This window comes from Streptomyces sp. NPDC039609 (assembly GCF_055596705.1).
The window spans coordinates 40,326-61,361 of sequence record NZ_JBVIUJ010000017.1 but is presented as its reverse complement, the minus strand read 5'-3'; the positions used below and the strand labels follow the sequence as shown (position 1 = coordinate 61,361).

Here is a 21,036-nt window from a genome sequence, read left to right as displayed (position 1 = left end):
CACGAAGGGTGTACCCGGCCCGGAGAACGCAGGGGACTCTCGCGGTGTTCGCCAGCGCCGCGCCTCCTGCCCGAACACGGCGGCACCGGGGTATGGATCCCGGTCGGTGTCGTCGCGAACGCCGCTGAGGCCGCCGAGTTCCTTGGCGGCCGTCGCTAGCCGGTCGGAACGTGGCAGAGGCACCCGCACACGAGATGACGAACCCCTTGCACGCCGCTGTCCCGGGGCACGTGGTCCCGGCAGCGGTCGTGGCGGCCGACGATGCAGCGTGGCGACCTGAACTCCGGCTCGGGACCCGCCGTCAGGGCGTGGACCAGCAGCGACACGCTCACCGCGTCGGCGATCTCCGGTGTCACCCACCACGCGTCTCCGGTCCGGTCGCGGTGCGGGCCGTCGTGGCCCGCGACGAGCACACAGACCGAGCCCCCGCACACCGGCCGCATCACCTCGACGACGGCGACGACGTGCCGCCGCGCCCCACAGCGGCTCAACGGACGCCCCCGGCATGGATGTTCCGGTGGTCGACGTCCACGCCGACCGTCGCCAGCCACAACGCCCGCCGCCGCTGCCGCTGCACCGCTCGCGCGGAGTCCTGTGTCAGGTACGGGCGCTCCAGCGGCGACCGCGCGCCGTCGAGAAGCGCCGTCTGCTCCCGGGCGTAGGGGGATCGCCGGCCGGGGGCTCGGTGGCGCGGCGAACGGGTCGGCCGGACCGGGCCCGGACGGTGCCTGCGCGTTCCGGTGGGCGGCAACGTGAGCGTCAGCAGCCAGAGGAGGGCGGGGATCAGCGCCCAGCCAGCGCGTGCGCGATAGGGTTCCGCACGTCATCAACTCTGTTGGTAGTTGGTGGCCATGCTCCGGGAGGTCTAGCCACCTCGCCGGGGTTTTTTCGTTGCCTACCACCTAGAGCTCGCTACACAGTGTCGCGTCACTCCGTAGCCAGATCCATCCAAACGTGTCCTTGTATGACTATCTAATGTTGATGTATGAGCCTCGACCCGAAGTCAGGACGCCCGCTCTACATGCAGCTGGCCGACGTGATCGCAGCGAAGATCGCATCCGGGGAGTTCACCCCTGACCGGATGGTTCCCGCGCCTGCCCGTCTCGCCGAGGAGTACGGCATCGCCGTGCTGACCGCCCGCCGGGCCATGCAGGCACTCCGTGACCTCGGATTGATCTACACCGTGCCCGGCAAGGGCTCCTACGTCACCCCCGTCACCGGGGAGGCCGCCCACCACCCCCTGGGTGAGCCGAGCACGGCTCCGGGGAAGAGTCCCCGCATGGACCAAAAACAGGCCCGCCAGTGGCTCCGCACCGCCGTCGCCGAGGCGCGGGCCGGACGGGACGAGGGCGGCATCCCGATCGGGGCCGCGCTCTACGGCGCGGACGGGACGCTGCTCGGGCGCGGGCACAACCGGCGCGTGCAGGACGGGGACCCGTCGACGCACGCGGAGACCGCCGCGTTCCGGGCGGCCGGGCGGCAGCGCTCGTACCGGGGGACGACCATGGTGACGACCCTCTCCCCCTGCTGGTACTGCTCCGGGCTCGTGCGGCAGTTCGGGATCTCGCGGGTCGTCGTCGGGGAGGCGGAGACCTTCCACGGCGGGCACGACTGGCTGGCCGAGCACGGGGTCGAGGTCGTGGTGCTCGACGACCCCGAATGCACCGCGCTGATGCGGGAGTTCATCGAGAGGCATCCGGCACTGTGGAACGAGGACATCGGCGATGAATGAGCACGCCTTCCGACGATCGATCTGACCACGGACACGGAAGGCGGTCGGTCACTCGTTCGTGGGACAGTCGGGGAATCCGAGCAGTTGAGCGAACACGCGACGCTACGGTCGCGTCATGACGACAACCGCCGACGACGGCGCCGGGCACGCCCGGTATAGCTACCGACTTCGGGTATCGTCCACCGCGCTCACCGCCCTGCTGGGCGAGTGGGACCGGTGCCGCTGGATCTGGAACGAGTGTGTTGCCCGGTCCCGGAAGGCCCACAGGGACGGCGAAAGGTGCGGACCGGCAGGGCTGCAGAAGATGTTGACCGAAGCCCGTGGGCAGCTCGCGTGGCTTCGCGAAGGCTCCAGTGCTCTACAGCAACAGGTGATCCGCGACTTCGCCACGTCCCGCACTAAAGCACTCAAGGATGCAAAAGCGCGCCTACCGGTCCAGCGGCGAGCAGGGATGCCGAAGCCGAAGAAGAAGGCTCTCGCCCATCCGACGCTTAATTACACCCGGCATAGATTCCGTCTCAAGGACGGTCGCCTGCACCTCGCGGGCGGGATTGTGTTGACCTTGGTGTGGTCCCGCAACCTCCCGGCCGCCCCGTCCAGCGTCCGTGTCTACCGCGACAGTCTCGGCCACTGGTACGCCTCCTTCGTCGTCAAGACCCAAGCCCAGCCGCTCCCGGCGACAGGCCGGTCCATCGGCATCGACTGGGGCGTTGAGGAGACCGCAACCACCACCAGCGATACGCATGACCTTCCCCATGCCGAGCACGGCAGGAAAGCTGCCGCGAAACTCGCGGGATATCAGCGGATGATGGCCCGTAGGAAGCCTGCCCGGAAGAAGGCCGCCTCGAAGGGCTACCGCGCCGTGAGGCGGCAGACCGCCAAGGTTTACAAGAAGATCGCCCGGCAGCGACAGGACACTGCGCGCAAGTGGGCCAAACGCGTCGTGACGGACTTCGACCGGATCGCTGTGGAGGACTTCCGACCGAAGTTCCTCGCCAAGTCCACCATGGCCCGCAAGGCCGCCGACGCGGCGATCTCGGCTACCAAGCACGAACTGATCAACATGGCGCGAAAGCACGGCCGCGACCTGCGGTTCGTGCACCCCGCGCACACCACCATGGACTGCGGACGCTGCGGAGCAAGAACCAAGCACGCACTCCCGCTGTCGGAACGCACCTACACCTGCACCGCATGCGGCGCCGTCTCCCCCAGGGACAAGAACTCCGCACGCGTGATGCTCGTCCGGGCTGGTCTCATCCCGGCTGCCGCTGATTGTGGAAGACCCGACGGGCCGCCGGCCCGCCAGGCAGCATGAGGTAGGAATCCCCCTGACTCACGAGGGGGAGGACGTCAATTCTACGAGTGCGATCCGGGGACCACGATCCACGGCATCGAGTCACACAGCTATCTGCGGGCCCAGCTCGACGCCATCGCCACGGAGTGACAACAGCTCCACAACAGAGTCGAAAAGGCTGCCGCTTTCCCAACTCTCTGTCGATATCCTGTAGTTGTCTGTGACGGGGGTGGCAGAGGGTGGACAGAGAGCTGTACGGCCGCGAGGCGGTCTTCCAGGATTCCGGACTCGCCGCGCGGCTCGTCGGGCTGACTCCGTACCGCTTCGCCCGCACCGCGTACGAGCACGGCGACGACCCGCCGGTCACCGTCTTCACCGGCGGCCGCGGCATGGGCAAGACGGCCCTGCTCAAGCAGGTGCGCAACGCCTACAAGGGGGCCACCCCGCTCGCCCTCCTCGACTGCGCGCACATCGAGCCGCCCGCCGACCACGGGCCCGGCTGGAACGAGCTCACCGGCGCGCTCGCCGAGCTGGCCGGGCAGCTCGCGCCGCGCGGGTTCGCCAGCGCGCCGGTGGAGTTCCCGCGGCTGTCGCTCGGCCTGGTCGCCGTCGCCTCCACCAGCTGGTCGAGGGAGGACGAGGAGCGGGCCCGGCACGATCTGCAGCGCCTCGGGCCGGTCCTCGCGACCGTCGACGCGGCGAAGGGCGCCGGAGCCACCTGGGTCACCAAGGTCCTCAGCAAGCTGGCAGCCAACTTCGCCGAGGCCACCGCACCGATGGCCGGTCTCCTCGCCGAGGCGACCGTGGAGACCGTCCTGGAGGAGGTCTTCGGCCGCAGCCAGCGCAGGTCGGAGAGCTGGTACGGCAACTACCGCAACGCCGGCGGCCGCGGCAAGATCGGCCTCCAGTACCTCGCCAACGACTTCGAGCAGGGCGGCCGGCGGCGCCAGGAGGCCGAGAGCTTCCTCGTCGGCGCGCTCGTCGAGGACCTGTACCGCGCCTTCACCGGTGTGTGGCGGGCCGGTGCCCGCAGCGGCCGGCCCGTCCTCCTCCTCGACAACGCCCATGAACCGCTGGGCCGTCGTCTGATCGAACCGATCCTGCGGGACCGCGCCGCCGGACGTCGCGACCGGGTCGTCGTCCTCGCCTCCTCCCGGGTCGGTGACCACGAGGGAATGCGGCGCGCGACCCGGCTGAGGCTGCCCGAGACCGCCCGGCTGGCCCCCTGCCCGCGCGGCACGGACGTCACCTCCGGCATCCTCGCCGTCGAACTCACCCCGCTCTCCCCCGCGCACGCCCAGTCCGCGTTCGACCGGCACGACCCGTCCGGCCGGACCCCCGCCGACCTGGCCCGGGGCGTCCACCGGCTCACCGGCGGACGCCCGCTGGGAGTGACCCTGCTCGGCCGCACCGCCGGCGAGACGCCCGCGGAACTCCGCCCGGCCCTCACCCCGGGCGGGCTGCTCGATCTGAAGGTGGAGCTGCGCGAGGACGCCCCGCCGGTGCCGGTCGCGCCGACGCTGCTCGGGGAGCTGCTGCCCGGGGAGCACCACGGCCGGCTCGCGGTGCTCGCCGCGGCCCACGACGAGACGTCCGCGCGGCTCCTCGCCCACACCCGGCTGCCCGGAGAGTCCCCGGACGGGGACATGGCGCTGGAGGTCCGCGACCGGCTGCGCGCCGAGGGCTGGCCCGAGAGCCCTGAGCACTTCGTCGCCGATCCGCTGCTGCGCGCCCTGCTGCTGCACCGGCTGCGGTTCGAGGACGGGGAGGGGTACGCGACCTGGCGGGCCGTCCACGAGACCCTGCACCGGCACTACGACCTGGAGGCCGGGCTCGCGTACCGGCTGCACCACGAACTGGCCCTCGGCCGCACCCAGCAGGCCGTGACCCATCTGCGGGTCACGTTCCCCCGCCCGGACATCGAGCAGTGGCTGGGGCGGCTGCGGTTCATCGCCTCCGCCCCGTACCCGCGCACCCGCGACCGGACGGGCCCGGATCCGCGCCGCGCCGTCGCGCTCGGGCAGCGGCCACCCGATCTGATGCCGGCCGGACTCGACGCCGACACCACCGAACTCCATCTGCGGCTGCGGCGGCTGCTGCACGCGGTCTGGCTGCTGACCGACCCGCTCGCCCTGCCCGACGGCGAGGTGATCGAGAAGCTGGCGTTCGAGCTGCGTCAGCTGTCCGGTCGCCATCTGACGGGCAACAGACCGCTGTGGGACGCGGCCACCCACTGGCCGACGGACATCCGCGCCTGGCGGGAGCTCTCGCTGCCCCCGGCGCGCGAGGACGGAGTCTGAGGACATGTTCGCCTGGCTGCGCTTCCACCTCCTGCACACCACCCGCCAGAGGATCACCACGGCGGTGGTGGTCCTGGCCGTGCTCGGCGGGCTGACCGGATACGTGGTCAACCGCGCCACCACCCCGGAGGACCGTTCCTGCGCCGCCGGCGTGGAGCGGCCCGAGGGCAGTACGGAATGCGTCGGCGTCAACGGCGACGGATACGACTTCGGCGTCTCGTCCCTGACCGAGGTGGCCGGGCTGATCCGCGAGGAGAACCGCGCCCTGAAGTCCGGCGAGTACGCCACGGTCGCCCTGCTGCTGCCGCTGACCTCGCCGGACGCCGGGATGCAGGCCAAGGTCCTGCACGAGGTGCAGGGCGCCTACGCCCGGCAGTACCGCGCCAACCACGAGTCCAACAGCGAGACCCCGAAGATCCGGCTCGTCCTCGCCAACACCGGTAAGGGCAACGCCCATTGGCGTACGACGGTGGACCGGCTGAAGACGATGACGGGCGGGGAGGACCGGCTGCGGGCGGTCTCCGGGGTGGCCACCTCATCCACCGAGATACGGCAGGCGGTGGCGGCGCTCACCGGTGCGGGCATCGCCGTCGTCGGCACCACCATCACCGCCGACGACATCGCCAACGGCCCCGGCGCCGGCAACAACCGCTTCCCCGGCCTCGCCCGCGTCTCCCCCACCAACGGCGACGAGGCCAAGGCGCTCGCGCACTTCGGGAAGGTCGAGGCGTCCAAGGCGCTGCTGGTCCAGGACACCCGGACCGGCGACCACTACACGGACACCCTGAAGTCCGCGTTCGCGGCCTCGCTGAAGGGCGCGCCGTACGAACCGCAGCTGTTCACCTCGCCCGCCGACCCGACGGAGGAGGGCACGACGGCGAACACCTTCCGTCAGATCACGCATCTGATCTGCGACACGAACGCGGAGACGGTCTTCTTCGCGGGCCGGCACACCCAGCTGCGGCAGTTCATCAACGCGCTCGGCTCGCGCGGCTGCGCGGAGCGGGCGTTCACGATCCTGACCGGTGACGAGGGCTCGTACCTGGGAGCGGACCGCAAGCTCAACCGGGCCGCGCTGAAGGCGAAGCTGACCGTCCGCTACGCCTCGCTGGCGCACCCGGACGCCTGGAAGCCGGCGCCGGGCCGGCCGGTGCCGGGGACGGGCGGTTCGACGGCCGCGTACGACACGTTCCTGACGGACATCGCCCGCGCCTCGAAGGAGCCGGTCGCGCTCGCCGACGGGCAGGCGATCGTCGCGTACGACGCGATGGCGACGGCGGTGCACGCCATCCGCCAGGCGACCCCGCAGGGCGCGCAGTACCCGGAGCTGGCGGACGTGGTCACCCAGTGGCCCCAGGTCAAGGGCTCGCTCCGGGTCGACGGCGCGAGCGGCTGGATCTGCCTGGACAACTACGGCAACCCCTTCAACAAGGCGGTCCCGATCGTGGAGCTGGCCCAGGACGGCTCGCAGAGATTCGTCCAGATGGCCTGGCCGGAGGGCAAACCGCCCACGAAGAACTGCCTTCCGCCGCAAGGGGGTTGAGGCCTCCGGCCGGATATCGGCCAGCCGCCGGGTACCACCTGGTACCCGGCGGCCGTCTCCGGCTAGAAGCCGCCGGGGTAGTTGAAGTAGCCGTCGAACCTCGGGGTCCACAGGGACGGCCAGGGCTCGCCGACGCCGCCGCAGGCACCGAGCACCACCTGGCTGCGCCGTCCGGTGTCGAGCAGGCACTGACCGGTGCCCACCTCGACCATCTCCCAGTGGTTGGAGCCGCGGTCCTTCCAGCGCAGGGTCAGACAGTTGCCGCCGGTGGCCTGGATGACGCCGGTCCCCGGGGCCTTGCTCGCGTTCGGGGTTCCCAGGCACATGGCGCCGCCGTAGGTGCCGACGGCGAAGTTCTCCCCGCCCATCGGGTAGAAGACGAAGCGCTGGTGGTGCCGGCCCTTGCAGTCGTACCTCTGGATGACCGCGCCGACGCTGGTCGACTCGCCGCGGATGTCCAGGCACTGCCAGCTGTAGGACGCCCGGATCTCGTGGATCGCCGCGTTGTACGGGGAGCTCGTGTAGCGCACGTTCGGGTTGTAGTCGGCGTGTGCCGCGGTCGGGATCAGCAGAGTGAAGAGCGCGACCAGCGAGGCCACGAATCCATGCCTGCCGAGCCGACGGAACGTTCTTCGAGCCACGTTTTCCTCCTGGCTGGGGATTGCCTTGACGCCAAGGAAGCTAGCGAGATCCACTGAGCCCCCGGTACCCGTCTTTTCAGGGGGGTTTGGTGGGGTCAGGGCTGCAACGGGCGCAGCGATTCATGCTTCTTGCCACCGGTCTGTACCGGGCCAGTCATCTGACAGCCGGCATCACCGCCCTCGTACACGCCCCCACCGCCGGGGTTGCCGTCCGGGCGCTTCTCGGCGTGGCGCTGGGCACCAGCCTCCTGCTGTACGGGGCGGGGTACGCGCGGGGAGGGTTCGGCCCCCGTCTCGTGTGGGCCGATGTGCTGCTGACGGGCTGCCTGCTGCCGCACGCGGTGCTGTGGGCGAGCGGCGGGCATGTGGCGGACCCGGGGTTCTGGGCGCTGCTGCTCGGCGGTTCGGCCGCCGCGGCGGCGGCGGCCGGGCTGACGGCGCGGCAGGCGGGTTGCGCGGTGGTGCTGATCCTCGCCGCCCATGTGGCCGCCCAGCTGCAGACGGACGCGGCACGGCCGCTGACCGGGCACCTCGTGTCGGTGGTCTCCTCCGCCGTGATGGCCCGCGTCTTCTGGTGGTACCTGCACCGCCAGGGCACCCTGCTCGACGAGGCGCGCGAGCAGGCGGTACGGGCCGAGGCCGAGCGGGCCCGGCAGGCCGAACGGATGGCCCACCACCGGGCCCTGCACGACACGGTCCTGGCCACGCTGACCACGATCGCCTCCGGCCGGGTGGACGCGAACGCGCCGGGGGTGCGGGAGCGGTGCGCCCGGGAGGCGGCCTATCTCCGCCGGCTGGTCCAGCGGTCGGAGCAGGCGGAGGCGGGAGACGAGAGGGAGGGTGCCGAGGTGCCGGCGGGCGAAGCCCTGGAGGACGTGGTGGCGGCCGCGGAGTGTCTCGGCCTCATGGTCACCGCCCAGTACCACGAACTGCCCCCGCTCCCGAGCCCTGTGGCGGCCGCGCTGACCGCCGCGGTGACGGAGGCGCTGAACAACGTACGGCGCCATGCCGGGACATCGTCCGCGTACCTCACCGCGACCGGGCGGGGCGGCGGCGTCACGGTCACCGTCGTGGACCGCGGCCGGGGCTTCGACACCGAGGCGGTCCTGGTGGGCGGTCGAGGGACGGGAACAGGCACCGGGACCGGGCTGCGGCGGTCGATGCACGCGCGGATGCGGGAGATCGGCGGCGCCGCCGAGGTGGACAGCGCCCCGAGCGAGGGCACCCGGGTCGAGCTGCGGTGGCCGGCATGAGGGACGACACGACGGCCACGACGACCGGCCCGAGTACGGCGGGAGCGTCGGATGGCCCGAGCACGGCGGGGGCGTCGGACGACGCGAGCACGGCGACCGGCCCGAGCGCGGCCGGCGCATCGGACGACCCGAGCACGACGGCCGAGTCGGCCACGTCGGACGACCCGAGCACGGCCGGCTCTCGCGGGGTCGCGGGCGCGACGGGCGGGCCGTGCGGGCCGGTTGTGGCGGGGCGGCCCGTGACCGGCGTGGCGGCGGTCGACGACGACCGGATGCTCCTCGACGGGCTGCGCTCCTGGTTGGAGCCGGTGGCGCACCTGCGGATGCTCGGCTGCGCGGCCACCGTGGACGAGCTGCTCGCCGGCCCCGGCCGCCACGCGGACGTGGTCCTGCTCGACCTGGTGCTCCAGGACGGCTCCGTGGCCGAGGAGAACGTCCGGAGGCTGCGGGCGGCGGGACCGCGGGTTCTCGTCATCAGCACGGTCGCCGACCGGTCCCGTATCGTCGCCGCGTTCTCCGCCGGGGCGGACGGCTATCTGACCAAGGACCATGCCCTGGACTCCCTGGTGACGGCCATCGGGGAGGTCGCCTCGGAAGGTCGTGTGCACTCCGCCGAGCTGGCCTTCGCGCTGGCACACGACACACGGCCCGAGCGGCCCCGACTGGCCCCACGGGAGCTGCAGGTGCTGCTCGACTACGCCTCCGGGCTGACGCTCAAGGCGACGGCCCGCCGAGCCCGGATCAGCCCCAACACCGCCAAGTACTACCTCGATCAGGTCAAGGAGAAGTACCAGCGCGCGGGCCGCCCCGCCCACACCAAGATCGACCTGGCGGTACGGGTCCGCGAGGACGGCCTCGACGCCCTGCCGTGACCCGAGCGGGCGCTCACGGCTCCCACTTGGGCCACGGCGCCTCGTCCCGCTCGTACAGGTCCCGGAGGTGCTGCCAACGCTCGGCGGTCCACTCCCGCCAGTCCGTCGGACGACCGTCCAGCGCCGCCACCAGCCGCTCGAAGTGGTCGTGCCACCCCGCCAGGACGTCCAGCTTCTGCTCCTGCGTCCCACGCATCTCGTTGGTGAAACGCAGCACGGTCGACCCGCCGCGGTCGTCCGGTTCCAGATGGAACCGGATCCGACCGTGCGGCGGATCGACCGTGTACTCGGCCACGAGCTCCGGATCCCAGGCCGTCACCCGCCCCGAGACCACCGTGTCTCCGTTCAGCCAGCGCAGCGTCACCGCTCCGCCGAGCCTCGGCTCCAGCGGATCCGCCGCGCAGAGCCACTGCGGCAGACCCTCGGGAGTCGCGACGGCCGCCCAGACCCGCACCGCCTGGTGCGGGAGATCCACCACGAACCGCAGCAGATGAGCGTCGCCGTCATGGGTCTCGTACCTGCCCCGAGGTATCTCGCTCATACCTCCAGCGTCGCGCCGGGACCGGGGAAGCGCTAGCTCACACGCCCGCGCCCGCTCACACGCCCGCGTAGGAGTGCTTGCTGCTCACGAAGATGTTGACGCCGTAGTAGTTGAAGAGGAAGCAACCGAAGGCGATGAGCGCGATGTACGCGGCCTTGCGGCCCTTCCAGCCGGCCGTCGCGCGGGCGTGCAGATACGCCGCGTAACCGACCCACGTGATGAAGGACCAGACCTCCTTGGCGTCCCAGCCCCAGTAGCGGCCCCACGCGTCGCCGGCCCAGATCGCGCCGGCGATGATCGTGAAGGTCCACAGCGGGAAGATCGCCGCGTTGACCCGGTAGGAGAACTTGTCCAGCGAGGCCGCGGACGGCAGCCGCTCGAGCACGGAGCGGGCGAAGGCACCCGGCTTGCCGCCGGTCGCGAGCTTGTTCTCGTACGAGTCGCGGAAGAGGTACAGCAGGGTGGCGACCGCGCCCAGGTAGAAGACCGCGCCGCAGAAGATCGCGGTGGAGACGTGGATCCACAGCCAGTACGAGTCGAGCGCGGGCACCAGCTGGTCGCTCGGCGTCTTCAGCCAGGTGGTGGCCACACCGAGGTCGAGCAGGACCGTGGTGACCAGCGGCAGACCGAGCCAGCGGACGTTCTTCCCGGCGAAGAGGAAGCCGAGGTACGCGCCGACCGCCACCGTGGAGAAGGTGGTGGAGAACTCGTACATGTTGCCCCAGGGGGCCCGCTGCACGGAGAGCGCGCGGGTGACGACGCCCGCCGCCTCGACGAGGAAGGCGAGCACGGTCAGCGAGACGGCGATACGGCCGTACAGATCGCCCTTGACCGTGCCGCCGGCCGCGCCGGGGCCGTCGGGCACATCGCGGACACCGGCGCCGGACCGGGTGACGACCTTGGGCTTGTCGAGGACGGCGGTGCCGCCGGCCGTCTTGACCTGGACGGTGACGGCGGGGGCGGAGGCCTCCCCGGCCGGCCGGGTCAGCGCGGCGGCCGTACGGCCGACCTTGCTCCGGCTTCCGAGCACCCACTCGGCGATGTGCGCGAAGAAGGCCAAGGTGTAGACGGCCATCGACGAGTAGATGAGCATGTCGCTCATCCGCGCCAGGCTCTCGTTGGTCTCGGCTGCGAGACTCACGGCGGCGAGATTCACTTCTCAGCCCCTTCGGCTTCTGCTGTGGCAGGTTCGGGCGCGGTCGGCGCCTGTGCGTTGAGCGTGACCGCGAGTTCGGCCAGCTCCTCCGGGAGCTTGGCGGACTCGCTCCGGCCAAGACCCGCCATCTCGACGACGGTGACGCCGTCCTTCCCCCGAACGGCCCGGACCCAGACCCGGCGCCGCTGGATGAACAGTGAGCCGGTCAGGCCGGCGATCGCGGCGATCGCGCCCGTGAGAGCGAGACCGTTGCCGGGCTGCTGGGAGACCTGGAAGCTCGCCCACTCCTTGATGTCCTTCTCGAAGGTGATCGAGCCGGCACCGTCGGGCAGCTTCATCGTCTCGCCGGGCAGCAGCCGGTTGGCCGTGCCCGTGCCGCCCTCGACCTCGAACTGGGTCATCTTGGACTTGTCCAGCTGGTACACGTTCTGCGGCAGTCCGGAGTCCACGCGCAGATCGCCGTGGAAGCCGGTGAGCGCCATGACGGGGAAGTCGAGCGCCGGGAACTGCGAGAACATGTCGCCCTTGCCGGCGCCCGCGAAGGTCGGCACGAAGAAGGCCTGGAAGCCCAGCTGCTCCTTCTTGCCGTTCTTGTCGCGGTAGCCGTCCATCACCTTGATCGCGCCGGTGGAGGTGATGTTGTTGTCGAACGGCAGCAGCGGTACGGCGCCGTGGAAGACGACCTTGCCCCGGCCGTCCTTGACGGTGACCACGGGGGCGTACCCGTGGGAGATCAGGTAGACCTTGGAGCCGCCGACCTTCAGCGGCTCGTTGACGCGGATGACCGCCTTCTTCTCGGCGCCGCCCGCCTCGGAGTACGTGACGGCGGCCTCGAAGGTGCGCGGGGTGCCGCGCTGCGGGCCGCTCTTCTCGTACGTACCGGTGAAGCTGTCCAGCTGGAAGCCGAACGGCTCGAGGTCCTCCGTGCTGTACAGCGAGCCGGAACGGAAGTCGTCGTACTGCGTGAGGGTGTTGGAGAAGCCGTCGCCCTCGACGATCAGCTTGCCGCCCTCGGACTTGAACAGCTGCCCCCAGGCGAAGGCGACCAGCATCACGATCAGGGCGATATGGAAGAGCAGGTTTCCGGCCTCGCGCAGATAGCCCTTCTCGGCCGCGACGGCGTCCTTGACGGTGTGCGCGCGGAACCGGCGCCCCTTGAGCAGGGCGAGCGCGGCCTCCCGGACCTGCTCGGGCTCGGCCTCGGTGCGCCACGTCGTGTACGCGGGCAGCCGGGTGAGGCGGCCGGGGGCGCCGGGCGGCAGGCCGCGGAGCTGGCCGACGAACTGCCAGCTGCGCGGCACGATGCAGCCGATGAGGGAGACGAACAGCAGGATGTAGATCGCGGAGAACCACACCGAGCTGTAGACGTCGAAGAGCTGGAGCTTCTCGTAGATCGGCGTGAGCGTCTCGTGGGCTTCCTTGAAGGTCTGCACCTTCAGCTCGTCCGCGCTGGTCTGCGGGATGAGCGAGCCGGGGATCGCGCCGAGGGAGAGCAGGAAGAGCAGGATCAGCGCGACCCGCATCGAGGTCAGCTGCCGCCAGAACCAGCGGATCCAGCCGACGACCCCGAGGGCGGGACCGCCGACGACGGTCTCCTCCTTGGGTGCGGTGGAGAGCTGCGCCCCGGCCTCGCCGAGATTGTCCTGCTCCTGGGTTGTGTCGGTCGTACTCATCGGAAGTCTCAGATCCCCACCGTGAAGCCGCTGGACCAGCCCTGCATCGTGGCGACCATGCTGTCCCACGCTCCTGTGAGCAGCAGGAGACCGGTCAGAATCATCATGCCGCCGCCGATTCTCATCACCCACACATAGTGCTTCTTGACCCAGCCGAAGGTTCCCAGCGCCTTGCGGAAGGCGACCGCGGCGAGGATGAAGGGGACGCCGAGGCCGATGCAGTACGCGACGGTCAGCAGCGCTCCGCGGCCTGCGCTGGCCTCCTGCGCGGCGAGCGCGTTGACGGAGGCGAGCGTCGGGCCGATGCACGGGGTCCAGCCGATGCCGAAGAGCGCGCCGAGCAGCGGAGCGCCGACGAGTCCGGTGACGGGCTTCCTGTGGAAGCGGAACTCCCGCTGGGTGAACCAGGGCATGAGGCCGAGGAAGAAGACACCGAGCGCGATCATCAGCACACCGAGCACGGTGGTGAGCGTGTCGCGGTACTCCTGGAGCGTCGAGCCGAAGTAGCCGAAGAGGGCGCCGCCGGAGACGAAGACGGCGGAGAAGCCGAGGACGAAGAGGGAGGCGCCGAGCGCCATCCGGCCGCGCTTTGCCTCGGCGAGGTCGGTGCCGGTGACGCCGGTCACGTAGCTCAGGTAGCCGGGCACGAGCGGCAGGACGCACGGAGAGAAGAAGGAGACCAGGCCGCCGAGGACGGCGATGGGCAGGGCGAGCAGGAGGGCCCCGCTGAAGACCGTCTCGTTCACCGGATCACTTCTCCGCGAGAAGCGGCTCGATCATCGAGCGGAGCTTCTTCTCGTCGAGGGCCATCAGCGAGCGGGCGGCGATCTTCCCGTCCTTGTCGAGGACGACGGTGGAGGGGATGGCCTGCGGGTTGAGCGTGCCCTTGGGGAAGCCGTTGACGATCAGCTTGCCGGCCGAGTCGTAGAGGCTCGGGTACGGGACTTCGTAGTCCTCTTCGAAGGCGAGCGCGGGCTGCTTGTTGAAGTCGCGGGTGTTGATCCCGACGAACTCCACACCCTTGCCCTTGAGGTCGTTCGCGACCTTGGTGAAGTGCGGGGCCTCGGCGCGGCAGGGCGGGCACCAGGAGCCCCAGACGTTCATCACGACGACCTTGCCCTTGAGGTCGGCGATGTCGAGCCGCTCGCCCTGCAGCGTCTCGCCCGCGATCGTGTTGGTCGCCTTGCGCTCGCCCTTGGCGACCGTGGAGATACCCCCCGTGTTGGTCACGAAGTTGGTTCCACCGCCACCGCCGGACTTGCCGTTGTTGTCCGATGTGCAGGCGGACAGCGCGAGGGCGGCCGACAGCGTTCCGACGGCGAGCAGGGTGCGACGCGAGGCGCGGCTAAGGCTCATGTGAAAAGTTTCGCATGGGCGTTTGGGGGATCTTGGGCACCCCCCTGGGTGCCCGTAAAGCCCCTTGTCAAGGGGGCTTAAGGGACGTACGAGGCCTAAGCGGTCTTCAGGAAGGTGTTCCAGCCGCCCGCGGGCGACTGTCCGACCTCGAGGGTACGGAGCTTGGCGAGGATCTTGGGGTCCTGCACGTCCAGCCAGTCCACGAACTGCCGGAACGAGACGAGCCGGACGTCCTTCTTGCCGGCCATGCCCTTGAGCGCGTCCTCGACGGCGTCCATGTAGATGCCGCCGTTCCACTGCTCGAAGTGGTTGCCGATGAAGAAGGGTGCGCGGTTGGACCCGTAGGCGCGCCGGAAGCCCTCGAGGTACGCCTCGGTGGCCTGCTTGCGCCAGCCCGGGTAGCGCGACGGCATCCCCTTGGTCGTGTTCTTCGACTGGTTGGCGAGGATGTTGTAGTCCATCGAGAGAACCTCGAAGGAGTGGCCGGGGAAGGGCACGGCCTGCAGCGGGAGGTCCCAGATCCCCTGGCGCTTGTCCGGCCACATCTGGCGGCCGCCGGGGGAGCTGGCGTCGTAGCGCCAGCCGAGCCGCTTCGCGGTGGGAAGCAGGTTGTCCTGGCCGAGGAGACACGGGGCGCGGCCGCCGACGAGCTCCTTGCGGTAGTCGAAGGGCAGCGGGTCGAGGTCGGTCCAGCCGCTGTTGGTCTTCCACTCGGTGACGAACTTGGTCGCCTGGTCGATCTCGCTCTGCCACTGGGCCGGGGTCCAGTTGCCGACGGAGCCCGAGCCGGCGCAGAAGTGTCCGTTGAAGTGGGTGCCTATCTCGTGCCCGTCGAGCCAGGCCTGGCGGACGCTCTTGAGGGTGTCCTTGATGTGGTCGTCGGTGAGGTAGCCGATGTCGGAGGCGCCGACGCGGTTGTTCGGCGGGCGGTAGAGGTCCTTCTTCGACTCCGGAAGGAGGTAGATCCCGGAGAGGAAGAAGGTCATCGCGGCGTCGTGACTCCTGGCGAGTTCGAGGAAGCGCGGGAAGAGGCCGTTGCCGACCTCGCCGGCGCCGTCCCAGGAGAAGATCACGAACTGCGGCGGGGTCTGCCCGGGTTCGAGCGGCACGGGGGCGTCGGGCTGGTTCGGCTGCTTTCCGGTGTCGGAGGTGGAACCGTCACCGATGAGCTCGGCCTCCTTCTCGGTGGGTGCGGGCGCACTCGGGGATCCCGAGGCGTCACCACCCTTGCCGGGTATTGAATCGCCCGATTTGCCCTTGTTGTTGGTACTGCACCCGGCCACCCCCAGCGCCGCCGCCCCAACGCCCGCCCCCAGTAGTCCCCTTCGACTGATCCCTCGCATGACGTCCCCATTCGCACTCACGTCTGACCGAATGGTCATCCAAACCGACAATGAGTGAGATGCAGGGAGGAACAAGGAGGTTCCGGGAATTAGCACAAAAATTTCAGGGCGACCAGATGACTTCACGTCATCCGATCGCCCTGGCGGTGTACCCGGCGAACCACGCCTCGAACGTATCGGCGCAGAACCTTCACGCGCCTCCCGCGCCGTCGCGGGCGCACCCGGATCTCGGTGCGCCGAGGGCCGCGACAGGACCTGCCTGCGCCGGCTCGGCCGCGCGGGGGGCGCGGGGAACCGCGTGCGCCTCCCGCGCCGTCGCGGGCGCACCCGGATCTCGGTGCGCCGAGGGCCGCGACAGGACCTGCCTGCGCCGGCTCGGCCGCGCGGGGGGCGCGGGGAACCGCGCGACCGGCTTCGACCGGCCGGCGGCTGTCCTACCACGCTCTCCGTGGAGCGCTCACGCGCCGAAGGCCTTCGCCCCACCCTTGACCGGCTTCGCGCCCGCGAGCAGATGCGCCGGTACGAGATCGCGGGCCGGCTCGCTGTAGCCGACCGAGACGATCTTGTCGCCCTGGTACGTGAACGAGGTCAGCGAGGCCAGCGTGCACTGGCGCCGCCGCGGGTCGTGCCACAGCTTCCGCTTCTCGACGAAGCTGCGCACGATCCAGATCGGCAGCTGGTGGCTGACGCAGACCGCCTCATGGCCACGGGCCGCGTCCTTCGCCGCGTCCAGCGCCCCCATCATCCGTACGACCTGCTCGACGTACGGCTCGCCCCAGGACGGCTTGAACGGGTTGGTGAGGTGCTTCCAGTTGCCCGGCTTCCGCAGGGCCCCGTCGCCGACACCGAAGGTCTTGCCCTCGAAGACGTTGGCGGCCTCGATCAACCGCTCGTCCGTGGCCAGGTCCAGGCCGTGCCCCTTGGCGACCGGCTGCGCCGTCTCCTGGGCACGCTCCAGCGGGGACGACACGACGTACGTGATGTCCCGGGCGGACAGATGCTCGGCGACCCGGTCGGCCATCTGCCGGCCGAGCTCGGACAGGTGGTAGCCCGAGCGGCGGCCGTAGAGCACACCGTCGGGGTTCTCGACCTCGCCGTGGCGCACCAGGTGGACGACGGTGATGTCGTCGCCGTCGGGGCGGCTCATGCCGGTGGCGCTCATGCGGTGGCCTCCGCGGCGGCGCGGGCGGCGGCCGGCAGCGCGGCGGCGATCCGCTCGATCGCACGCTCGTCGTGGGCCGTGGAGACGAACCAGGACTCGAAGGCGGACGGCGGCAGGTAGACCCCGTCGGCCAGCATCGAGTGGAAGAAGGCGTTGAAGCGGAACGCCTCCTGCTTCTTCGCGTCGTCGTAGTTCCGGACCTCGTCGGCCGTGAAGAAGACCGAGAACATGTTGGAGGCGGTCTGCAGCCGGTGCGCGACACCCTCCTTCGTGAGCGCGCCGGTCACCAGCCCCTGGATCTCCTTCGAGACCGCGTCGATCGTGTCGTAGGCGGCGTCGTCGAGCAGGCGCAGCTGCGCGAGGCCTGCGGCGGTCGCGATCGGGTTACCGGAGAGCGTGCCGGCCTGGTAGACCGGGCCCGCCGGGGCGAGGTGCCCCATGACGTCGGCACGGCCGCCGAAGGCAGCGGCCGGGAAGCCGCCGCCCATGACCTTGCCGAAGGTCATCAGGTCCGGCTTCACCCCGTCGACGCCGTACCAGCCGGCGCGGGAGGTACGGAAGCCGGTCATGACCTCGTCGGAGATGTACAGCGCGCCGTTCGCGGAGCAGAGCTCCTTCAGGCCGGCGTTGAAGCCGTCCGCCGGCGGGACGACGCCCATGTTGCCCGGCGAGGCCTCCGTGATCACACAGGCGATCTCGCCCGGGTGCGCGGCGAACGCGGCCCGGACCGCCTCCAGGTCGTTGTACGGCAGGACGATCGTGTCGCCGGCCTGCGCGCCGGTCACTCCGGGCGTGTCGGGCAGGCCGAAGGTGGCCACACCGGAGCCTGCCGCGGCCAGCAGGGCGTCCACGTGCCCGTGGTAGCAGCCGGCGAACTTCACGACCTTCGCCCGGCCCGTGAAGCCTCGGGCGAGCCGGATCGCCGACATCGTGGCTTCCGTACCGGATGAAACCAGCCGAACCTGCTCGACGGGCTCGATACGGGAGACGATCTCCTCCGCGAGGGCGACCTCGCCCTCGCCGGGGGTGCCGAAGGAGGTGCCGCGGGCGACGGCGGCCTGCACCGCGGCGATCACGTCAGGGTGAGAATGGCCGAGGATCATCGGCCCCCACGAGCAGACGAGGTCGACGTACTCACGACCATCCGCATCGGTGAGGTACGGGCCGGTACCGGACACCATGAACCGGGGCGTTCCGCCCACGGCCCGGAAGGCGCGCACCGGTGAGTTCACGCCGCCGGGCGTCACGAGGGACGCGCGGTCGAAAAGCGTCTGTGAGACTGGGGCTTCGTATGAATACGGCACTGTGGTCCTGACCTGCGAGTAAGTCTGCGAGTACGGAGAGAAGGCGTGGGCACCCTGTGAATTACGCCAAGGCGTGGGTCCTCCGCGTCTGCGAAACTGGGGCGTCATAGGGATGGCTCACGGAATCCATGGTGTCAGAGGGCCGGACGTTCTTGCGGACAGGTGTTTCACCGCGAGAGCGTGGGGGAGGTCACTGTCACGATGATCGGGTTGCGCGGCGGGGGTCGTGTTGCCTAAAAAGCAGTCGGGTGGAGATATGCATCGCGGTGGCGGACTGGGTGAGGGGACGGACGATCTGGGTCCCGAGCCTGCCCGGCGGGGGCGGCACCGGCGACGGCGTACGGAAGATCCCATACAGTCCTCGGAAACCACGGGACCCACGACGGGGGGCGGGAGTGGCCGGTTGGGGGTGACGTACAAGTACTTCGGCGCACCCGATGGCGCCACGGCGGCCCGCGTCCCGATCTCGATGCGCCCGGAGGAGCTGGGCGGCGACGAGCTCGGCATGGGCGGCATGTTCACCAAGATCAAGCCCGAGACCATAGCCGCGATGGTCCTCACGGGCATCCAAGGGATGCCCCTGCACAAGGTGCCCCCGCTGGAGCTGGTGGTCCTCCACCCCGACTACGCCGTGGTGAAGCTGCCCATGACCGTGGTCGACCCGCTGCGCGGAATCGGCGAGGAATCGGTCGGCGCGGCGGCCTTCATCTGGTCCACGGTCCCGGACCGCGGCGGCCCGCGCGACGCGTTCAACGTCTACCAGCTGCTCCACGAGTGGCAGGACTTCTCGGTCCGCCTCCACGAGGCGGGGCACCAGCCGTACTGCCTGGTCTGGCCGTAGGGCCCCGGGGCTCGGCTTCACTGCTCCCGTGCGTCCGCGGCGGCCTTCGCGCGCTCGGCCGCGAGTTCGCGGGCCGAGGCGAGCCGGTACGGGACGTCGATGACCACGACGTTCTTCATGAACAGCAGCCGGGTCTTGAGCCGTAGCGCGCTCTGGTTGTGCAGCGGCTGCTCCCACCAGTGACCCACCACGTACTCGGGGATGACGACCGACACGACCGAGTCCCCCGTCCGCTCGGGTGCCTCCCGGATGTGCCGCAGGACCGGCTGCACGATCGAGCGGTACGGGGAGCTGAGCACCCGGAGCGGTACGTCGATGCCATGGGCCACCCAGGTCGCCCTGAGCACCTCCACCTCCGCCGGGTCCTCGGCGACCGTGACCGCGGTCAGCGAGGCGGGCCGCAGGGTCTTCGCGTACGACAGGGCCCGCAGGCTCGGTGCGTTCACCGAGGCCACCAAGACCATGACGTGGTTCTCCGCGAGGGTGCGCGGGTGGGCGCCGGGCTCGACGGCGACCTCGGCGGCCACGGTCTCGTAGTGCCGGCGTACGCCCTTCATCCCGGCGAAGAGCACCGGCATCGCGATCACGACGATCCAGGCGCCGTGCGTGAACTTGGTGATCAGCACGATGACGAGGACGACCGCCGTCAGGCACGCGCCGAAGGCGTTGATGGCCAGACGGGGCATGATCCGGCGCCGGTCGGCGGCGCCCGCCGGCGTGGCGAGTTCTCGCCGCCAGTGCTTGACCATGCCGGCCTGGGACAGAGTGAAGGAGACGAAGACGCCGATGATGTAGAGCTGGATGAGGCGGGTGAGGCTGGCGTCGAAGGCGACGATCAGGGCGATGGCGGCCAGCGCGAGCAGGACGATGCCGTTGGAGTAGACGAGCCGGTCGCCGCGGTGGAAGAGCTGGCGGGGCGCGTAGCGGTCGCGCCCGAGGACGGAGGCGAGCATCGGGAAGCCGTTGAAGGCCGTGTTGGCCGCCATGATCAGGACCGCGGCGGTGACGGCCTGGAGCAGATAGAAGAGGAAGTGCCAGCTGCCGAAGGTGGCGCGGCCGATCTGGGCGAGCGCGGTGGGCATCGCGGTGCCGGGGGCGAGGCCGAGCTCGGTGGGGTCCTCGGCGACATGCACCTCGTAGACCATGGCGAGGGTGGTGATCCCGAAGAACATGGTCACCGCCACCGCGCCCATGATCGCGAGCGTCGTGGCGGCGTTGCGGCTCTTCGGCTTCTCGAAGGCCGGCACGCCGTTGCTGATGGCTTCGACACCCGTCAGCGCCGTACATCCCGAGGCGAAGGCGCGCATGGCGAGCAGCACGAGCGCGAGACCGGTGTAGCTGGAGACCTCATGGATCGGCAGGTCGGCCGATTCGGCGCGGATCGTCGCCCCGGTCGCCATCCGCACCGCCGCCACGGCGAACATCAGGTAGATCGTGGCGATGAAGGCGTACGTCGGGATGGCGAAGTACCGCCCCGACTCGCGGACACCGCGCAGATTGAGCCAGGCCAGGACCGCCACGAAGGTGACCGACATGGCCACCGCGTGTCCGTCGAGCGCGGGCACGGCGGAGGTGATCGCCGCGACGCCGGAGACGACCGAGACGGCGACGGTCATCACGTAGTCGATGAGCAGCGCGCTCGCGGCGGTGAGCGCGGCGGTCTGCCCGAGGTTCTCGGCGGAGACGACATAGGCCCCGCCGCCGCCCGGGTAGGCGTAGCAGGTCTGCCGGTAGGAGGCGACGACGACCACCAGCAGGATGACGATCGCCACCGCCGCGTACCAGGCCAGATGCAGCACGGCGAGCCCGCCGAGGGCGAGGATCAGCAGGATCTCCTCGGTGGCGTACGCGACGGACGAGAGCGGGTCGCTGCAGAAGATCGGCAGGGCGAGCCGCTTGGGCAGAAGGGTCTCGCCGAGCCTGCCGCTGTCCAAAGGGCGCCCCACCAGCAGGCGTTTCGCCGCACTTCCAGCTCTCATAAGTGCTGAAGTTAGGACAAACAGAATGAACGGGGCGGGAGCCGCG

Annotated in this window: 18 protein-coding genes and 1 pseudogene; 8 read left to right on the top strand and 11 right to left on the bottom strand. The window is 70.4% G+C overall.

All coding sequences use genetic code 11. The features are described from left to right. Window positions 1-155 precede the first annotated feature (155 nt). A complete protein-coding gene (locus ACZ561_RS35820; RefSeq protein ID WP_471003520.1) occupies window positions 156-491 on the bottom strand; it encodes a hypothetical protein in 336 nt (111 codons plus the stop codon). Between the two features lie 494 nt (window positions 492-985). Between ACZ561_RS35820 and ACZ561_RS35815 the strand changes: the two are divergent. The 5 genes and pseudogenes from ACZ561_RS35815 to ACZ561_RS35795 form a co-directional block, all read left to right on the top strand. Beyond that, window positions 986-1,195, top strand: a pseudogene (locus ACZ561_RS35815) (GntR family transcriptional regulator); the annotation flags it as partial. An 84-nt stretch (window positions 1,196-1,279) separates the two neighbouring features. Further along, window positions 1,280-1,732, top strand: a complete 453-nt coding sequence (locus tag ACZ561_RS35810; RefSeq protein WP_471003727.1) for a nucleoside deaminase — start codon at window positions 1,280-1,282, stop codon at window positions 1,730-1,732. Window positions 1,733-1,847: 115 nt separating this feature from the next. Further along, complete coding sequence (locus tag ACZ561_RS35805) at window positions 1,848-3,047, top strand: RNA-guided endonuclease InsQ/TnpB family protein (protein ID WP_471003517.1); 1,200 nt, start codon at window positions 1,848-1,850, stop codon at window positions 3,045-3,047. Between the two features lie 218 nt (window positions 3,048-3,265). Then, a complete protein-coding gene (locus ACZ561_RS35800; protein ID WP_471003515.1) occupies window positions 3,266-5,326 on the top strand; it encodes a hypothetical protein in 2,061 nt (686 codons plus the stop codon). A 4-nt stretch (window positions 5,327-5,330) separates the two neighbouring features. Further along, window positions 5,331-6,869, top strand: coding sequence for a hypothetical protein (locus ACZ561_RS35795; protein ID WP_471003513.1), 1,539 nt, complete (start codon window positions 5,331-5,333; stop codon window positions 6,867-6,869). Window positions 6,870-6,931: 62 nt separating this feature from the next. Here the strand turns inward: ACZ561_RS35795 and ACZ561_RS35790 are convergent, their stop codons facing one another. After that, entirely contained in the window at window positions 6,932-7,510 is a 579-nt protein-coding gene (locus ACZ561_RS35790) for an RICIN domain-containing protein (protein WP_376436340.1), read from the bottom strand. Between the two features lie 122 nt (window positions 7,511-7,632). Between ACZ561_RS35790 and ACZ561_RS35785 the strand changes: the two genes are divergently transcribed. Together ACZ561_RS35785 and ACZ561_RS35780 are read left to right on the top strand one after the other, a co-directional pair. After that, window positions 7,633-8,763, top strand: a complete 1,131-nt coding sequence (locus tag ACZ561_RS35785) for a sensor histidine kinase (protein WP_471003509.1) — start codon at window positions 7,633-7,635, stop codon at window positions 8,761-8,763. Next, entirely contained in the window at window positions 8,760-9,635 is an 876-nt protein-coding gene (locus tag ACZ561_RS35780; RefSeq protein WP_471003506.1) for a response regulator, read from the top strand. Before ACZ561_RS35785 ends, ACZ561_RS35780 begins: the two co-directional genes overlap by 4 nt. Window positions 9,636-9,648: 13 nt before the next feature. Here ACZ561_RS35780 and ACZ561_RS35775 read toward each other — a convergent pair whose 3' ends face one another. The 8 genes from ACZ561_RS35775 to hemL form a co-directional block, all read right to left on the bottom strand. Next, window positions 9,649-10,176: an SRPBCC domain-containing protein gene (locus tag ACZ561_RS35775; RefSeq protein WP_471003503.1), complete on the bottom strand. Its 528-nt coding sequence runs from the start codon at window positions 10,174-10,176 to the stop codon at window positions 9,649-9,651. Between the two features lie 55 nt (window positions 10,177-10,231). After that, a complete protein-coding gene (gene ccsB, locus ACZ561_RS35770) occupies window positions 10,232-11,317 on the bottom strand; it encodes a c-type cytochrome biogenesis protein CcsB (protein WP_471003501.1) in 1,086 nt (361 codons plus the stop codon). Between the two features lie 11 nt (window positions 11,318-11,328). Continuing rightward, a complete protein-coding gene (gene resB / locus ACZ561_RS35765) occupies window positions 11,329-13,005 on the bottom strand; it encodes a cytochrome c biogenesis protein ResB (RefSeq protein ID WP_471003499.1) in 1,677 nt (558 codons plus the stop codon). Between the two features lie 8 nt (window positions 13,006-13,013). Beyond that, on the bottom strand, window positions 13,014-13,751 hold the full coding sequence (locus ACZ561_RS35760; protein ID WP_471003496.1) for a cytochrome c biogenesis CcdA family protein: 738 nt from the start codon (window positions 13,749-13,751) through the stop codon (window positions 13,014-13,016). Window positions 13,752-13,755: 4 nt separating this feature from the next. Next, the gene (locus ACZ561_RS35755; RefSeq protein ID WP_471003493.1) at window positions 13,756-14,361 is read right to left on the bottom strand and encodes a TlpA family protein disulfide reductase; all 606 of its coding nucleotides are present in this window, start codon (window positions 14,359-14,361) and stop codon (window positions 13,756-13,758) included. Window positions 14,362-14,456: 95 nt separating this feature from the next. Beyond that, window positions 14,457-15,704 carry a polysaccharide deacetylase family protein gene (locus tag ACZ561_RS35750; RefSeq protein WP_471003490.1) on the bottom strand — a complete coding sequence of 416 codons (1,248 nt, stop codon included), beginning with the start codon at window positions 15,702-15,704 and terminating at the stop codon, window positions 14,457-14,459. A 457-nt stretch (window positions 15,705-16,161) separates the two neighbouring features. Next, window positions 16,162-16,851: a histidine phosphatase family protein gene (locus ACZ561_RS35745; protein WP_471003724.1), complete on the bottom strand. Its 690-nt coding sequence runs from the start codon at window positions 16,849-16,851 to the stop codon at window positions 16,162-16,164. Window positions 16,852-16,862: 11 nt separating this feature from the next. After that, the gene (gene hemL / locus ACZ561_RS35740) at window positions 16,863-18,170 is read right to left on the bottom strand and encodes a glutamate-1-semialdehyde 2,1-aminomutase (RefSeq protein ID WP_471003487.1); all 1,308 of its coding nucleotides are present in this window, start codon (window positions 18,168-18,170) and stop codon (window positions 16,863-16,865) included. A 256-nt stretch (window positions 18,171-18,426) separates the two neighbouring features. Between hemL and ACZ561_RS35735 the strand changes: the two genes are divergently transcribed. Next, the gene (locus ACZ561_RS35735; protein ID WP_471003484.1) at window positions 18,427-19,011 is read left to right on the top strand and encodes a hypothetical protein; all 585 of its coding nucleotides are present in this window, start codon (window positions 18,427-18,429) and stop codon (window positions 19,009-19,011) included. Between the two features lie 17 nt (window positions 19,012-19,028). Here the strand turns inward: ACZ561_RS35735 and ACZ561_RS35730 are convergent, their stop codons facing one another. Then, complete coding sequence (locus ACZ561_RS35730) at window positions 19,029-20,990, bottom strand: APC family permease (protein WP_471003481.1); 1,962 nt, start codon at window positions 20,988-20,990, stop codon at window positions 19,029-19,031. Between the last annotated feature and the right edge of the window lie 46 nt (window positions 20,991-21,036).

Coding starts and splice junctions, on each gene's coding strand:
- ACZ561_RS35810 (WP_471003727.1), top strand. CDS start 1,280: ATGGACCAAAAACAGGCCCGCCAGTGGCTCCGCACCGCCGTCGCCGAG.
- ACZ561_RS35805 (WP_471003517.1), top strand. CDS start 1,848: ATGACGACAACCGCCGACGACGGCGCCGGGCACGCCCGGTATAGCTAC.
- ACZ561_RS35795 (WP_471003513.1), top strand. CDS start 5,331: ATGTTCGCCTGGCTGCGCTTCCACCTCCTGCACACCACCCGCCAGAGG.
- ACZ561_RS35785 (WP_471003509.1), top strand. CDS start 7,633: ATGCTTCTTGCCACCGGTCTGTACCGGGCCAGTCATCTGACAGCCGGC.
- ACZ561_RS35780 (WP_471003506.1), top strand. CDS start 8,760: ATGAGGGACGACACGACGGCCACGACGACCGGCCCGAGTACGGCGGGA.
- ACZ561_RS35775 (WP_471003503.1), bottom strand. CDS start 10,176: ATGAGCGAGATACCTCGGGGCAGGTACGAGACCCATGACGGCGACGCT.
- resB (WP_471003499.1), bottom strand. CDS start 13,005: ATGAGTACGACCGACACAACCCAGGAGCAGGACAATCTCGGCGAGGCC.
- ACZ561_RS35755 (WP_471003493.1), bottom strand. CDS start 14,361: ATGAGCCTTAGCCGCGCCTCGCGTCGCACCCTGCTCGCCGTCGGAACG.
- ACZ561_RS35750 (WP_471003490.1), bottom strand. CDS start 15,704: ATGCGAGGGATCAGTCGAAGGGGACTACTGGGGGCGGGCGTTGGGGCG.
- ACZ561_RS35745 (WP_471003724.1), bottom strand. CDS start 16,851: ATGAGCCGCCCCGACGGCGACGACATCACCGTCGTCCACCTGGTGCGC.
- ACZ561_RS35735 (WP_471003484.1), top strand. CDS start 18,427: ATGCATCGCGGTGGCGGACTGGGTGAGGGGACGGACGATCTGGGTCCC.
- ACZ561_RS35730 (WP_471003481.1), bottom strand. CDS start 20,990: ATGAGAGCTGGAAGTGCGGCGAAACGCCTGCTGGTGGGGCGCCCTTTG.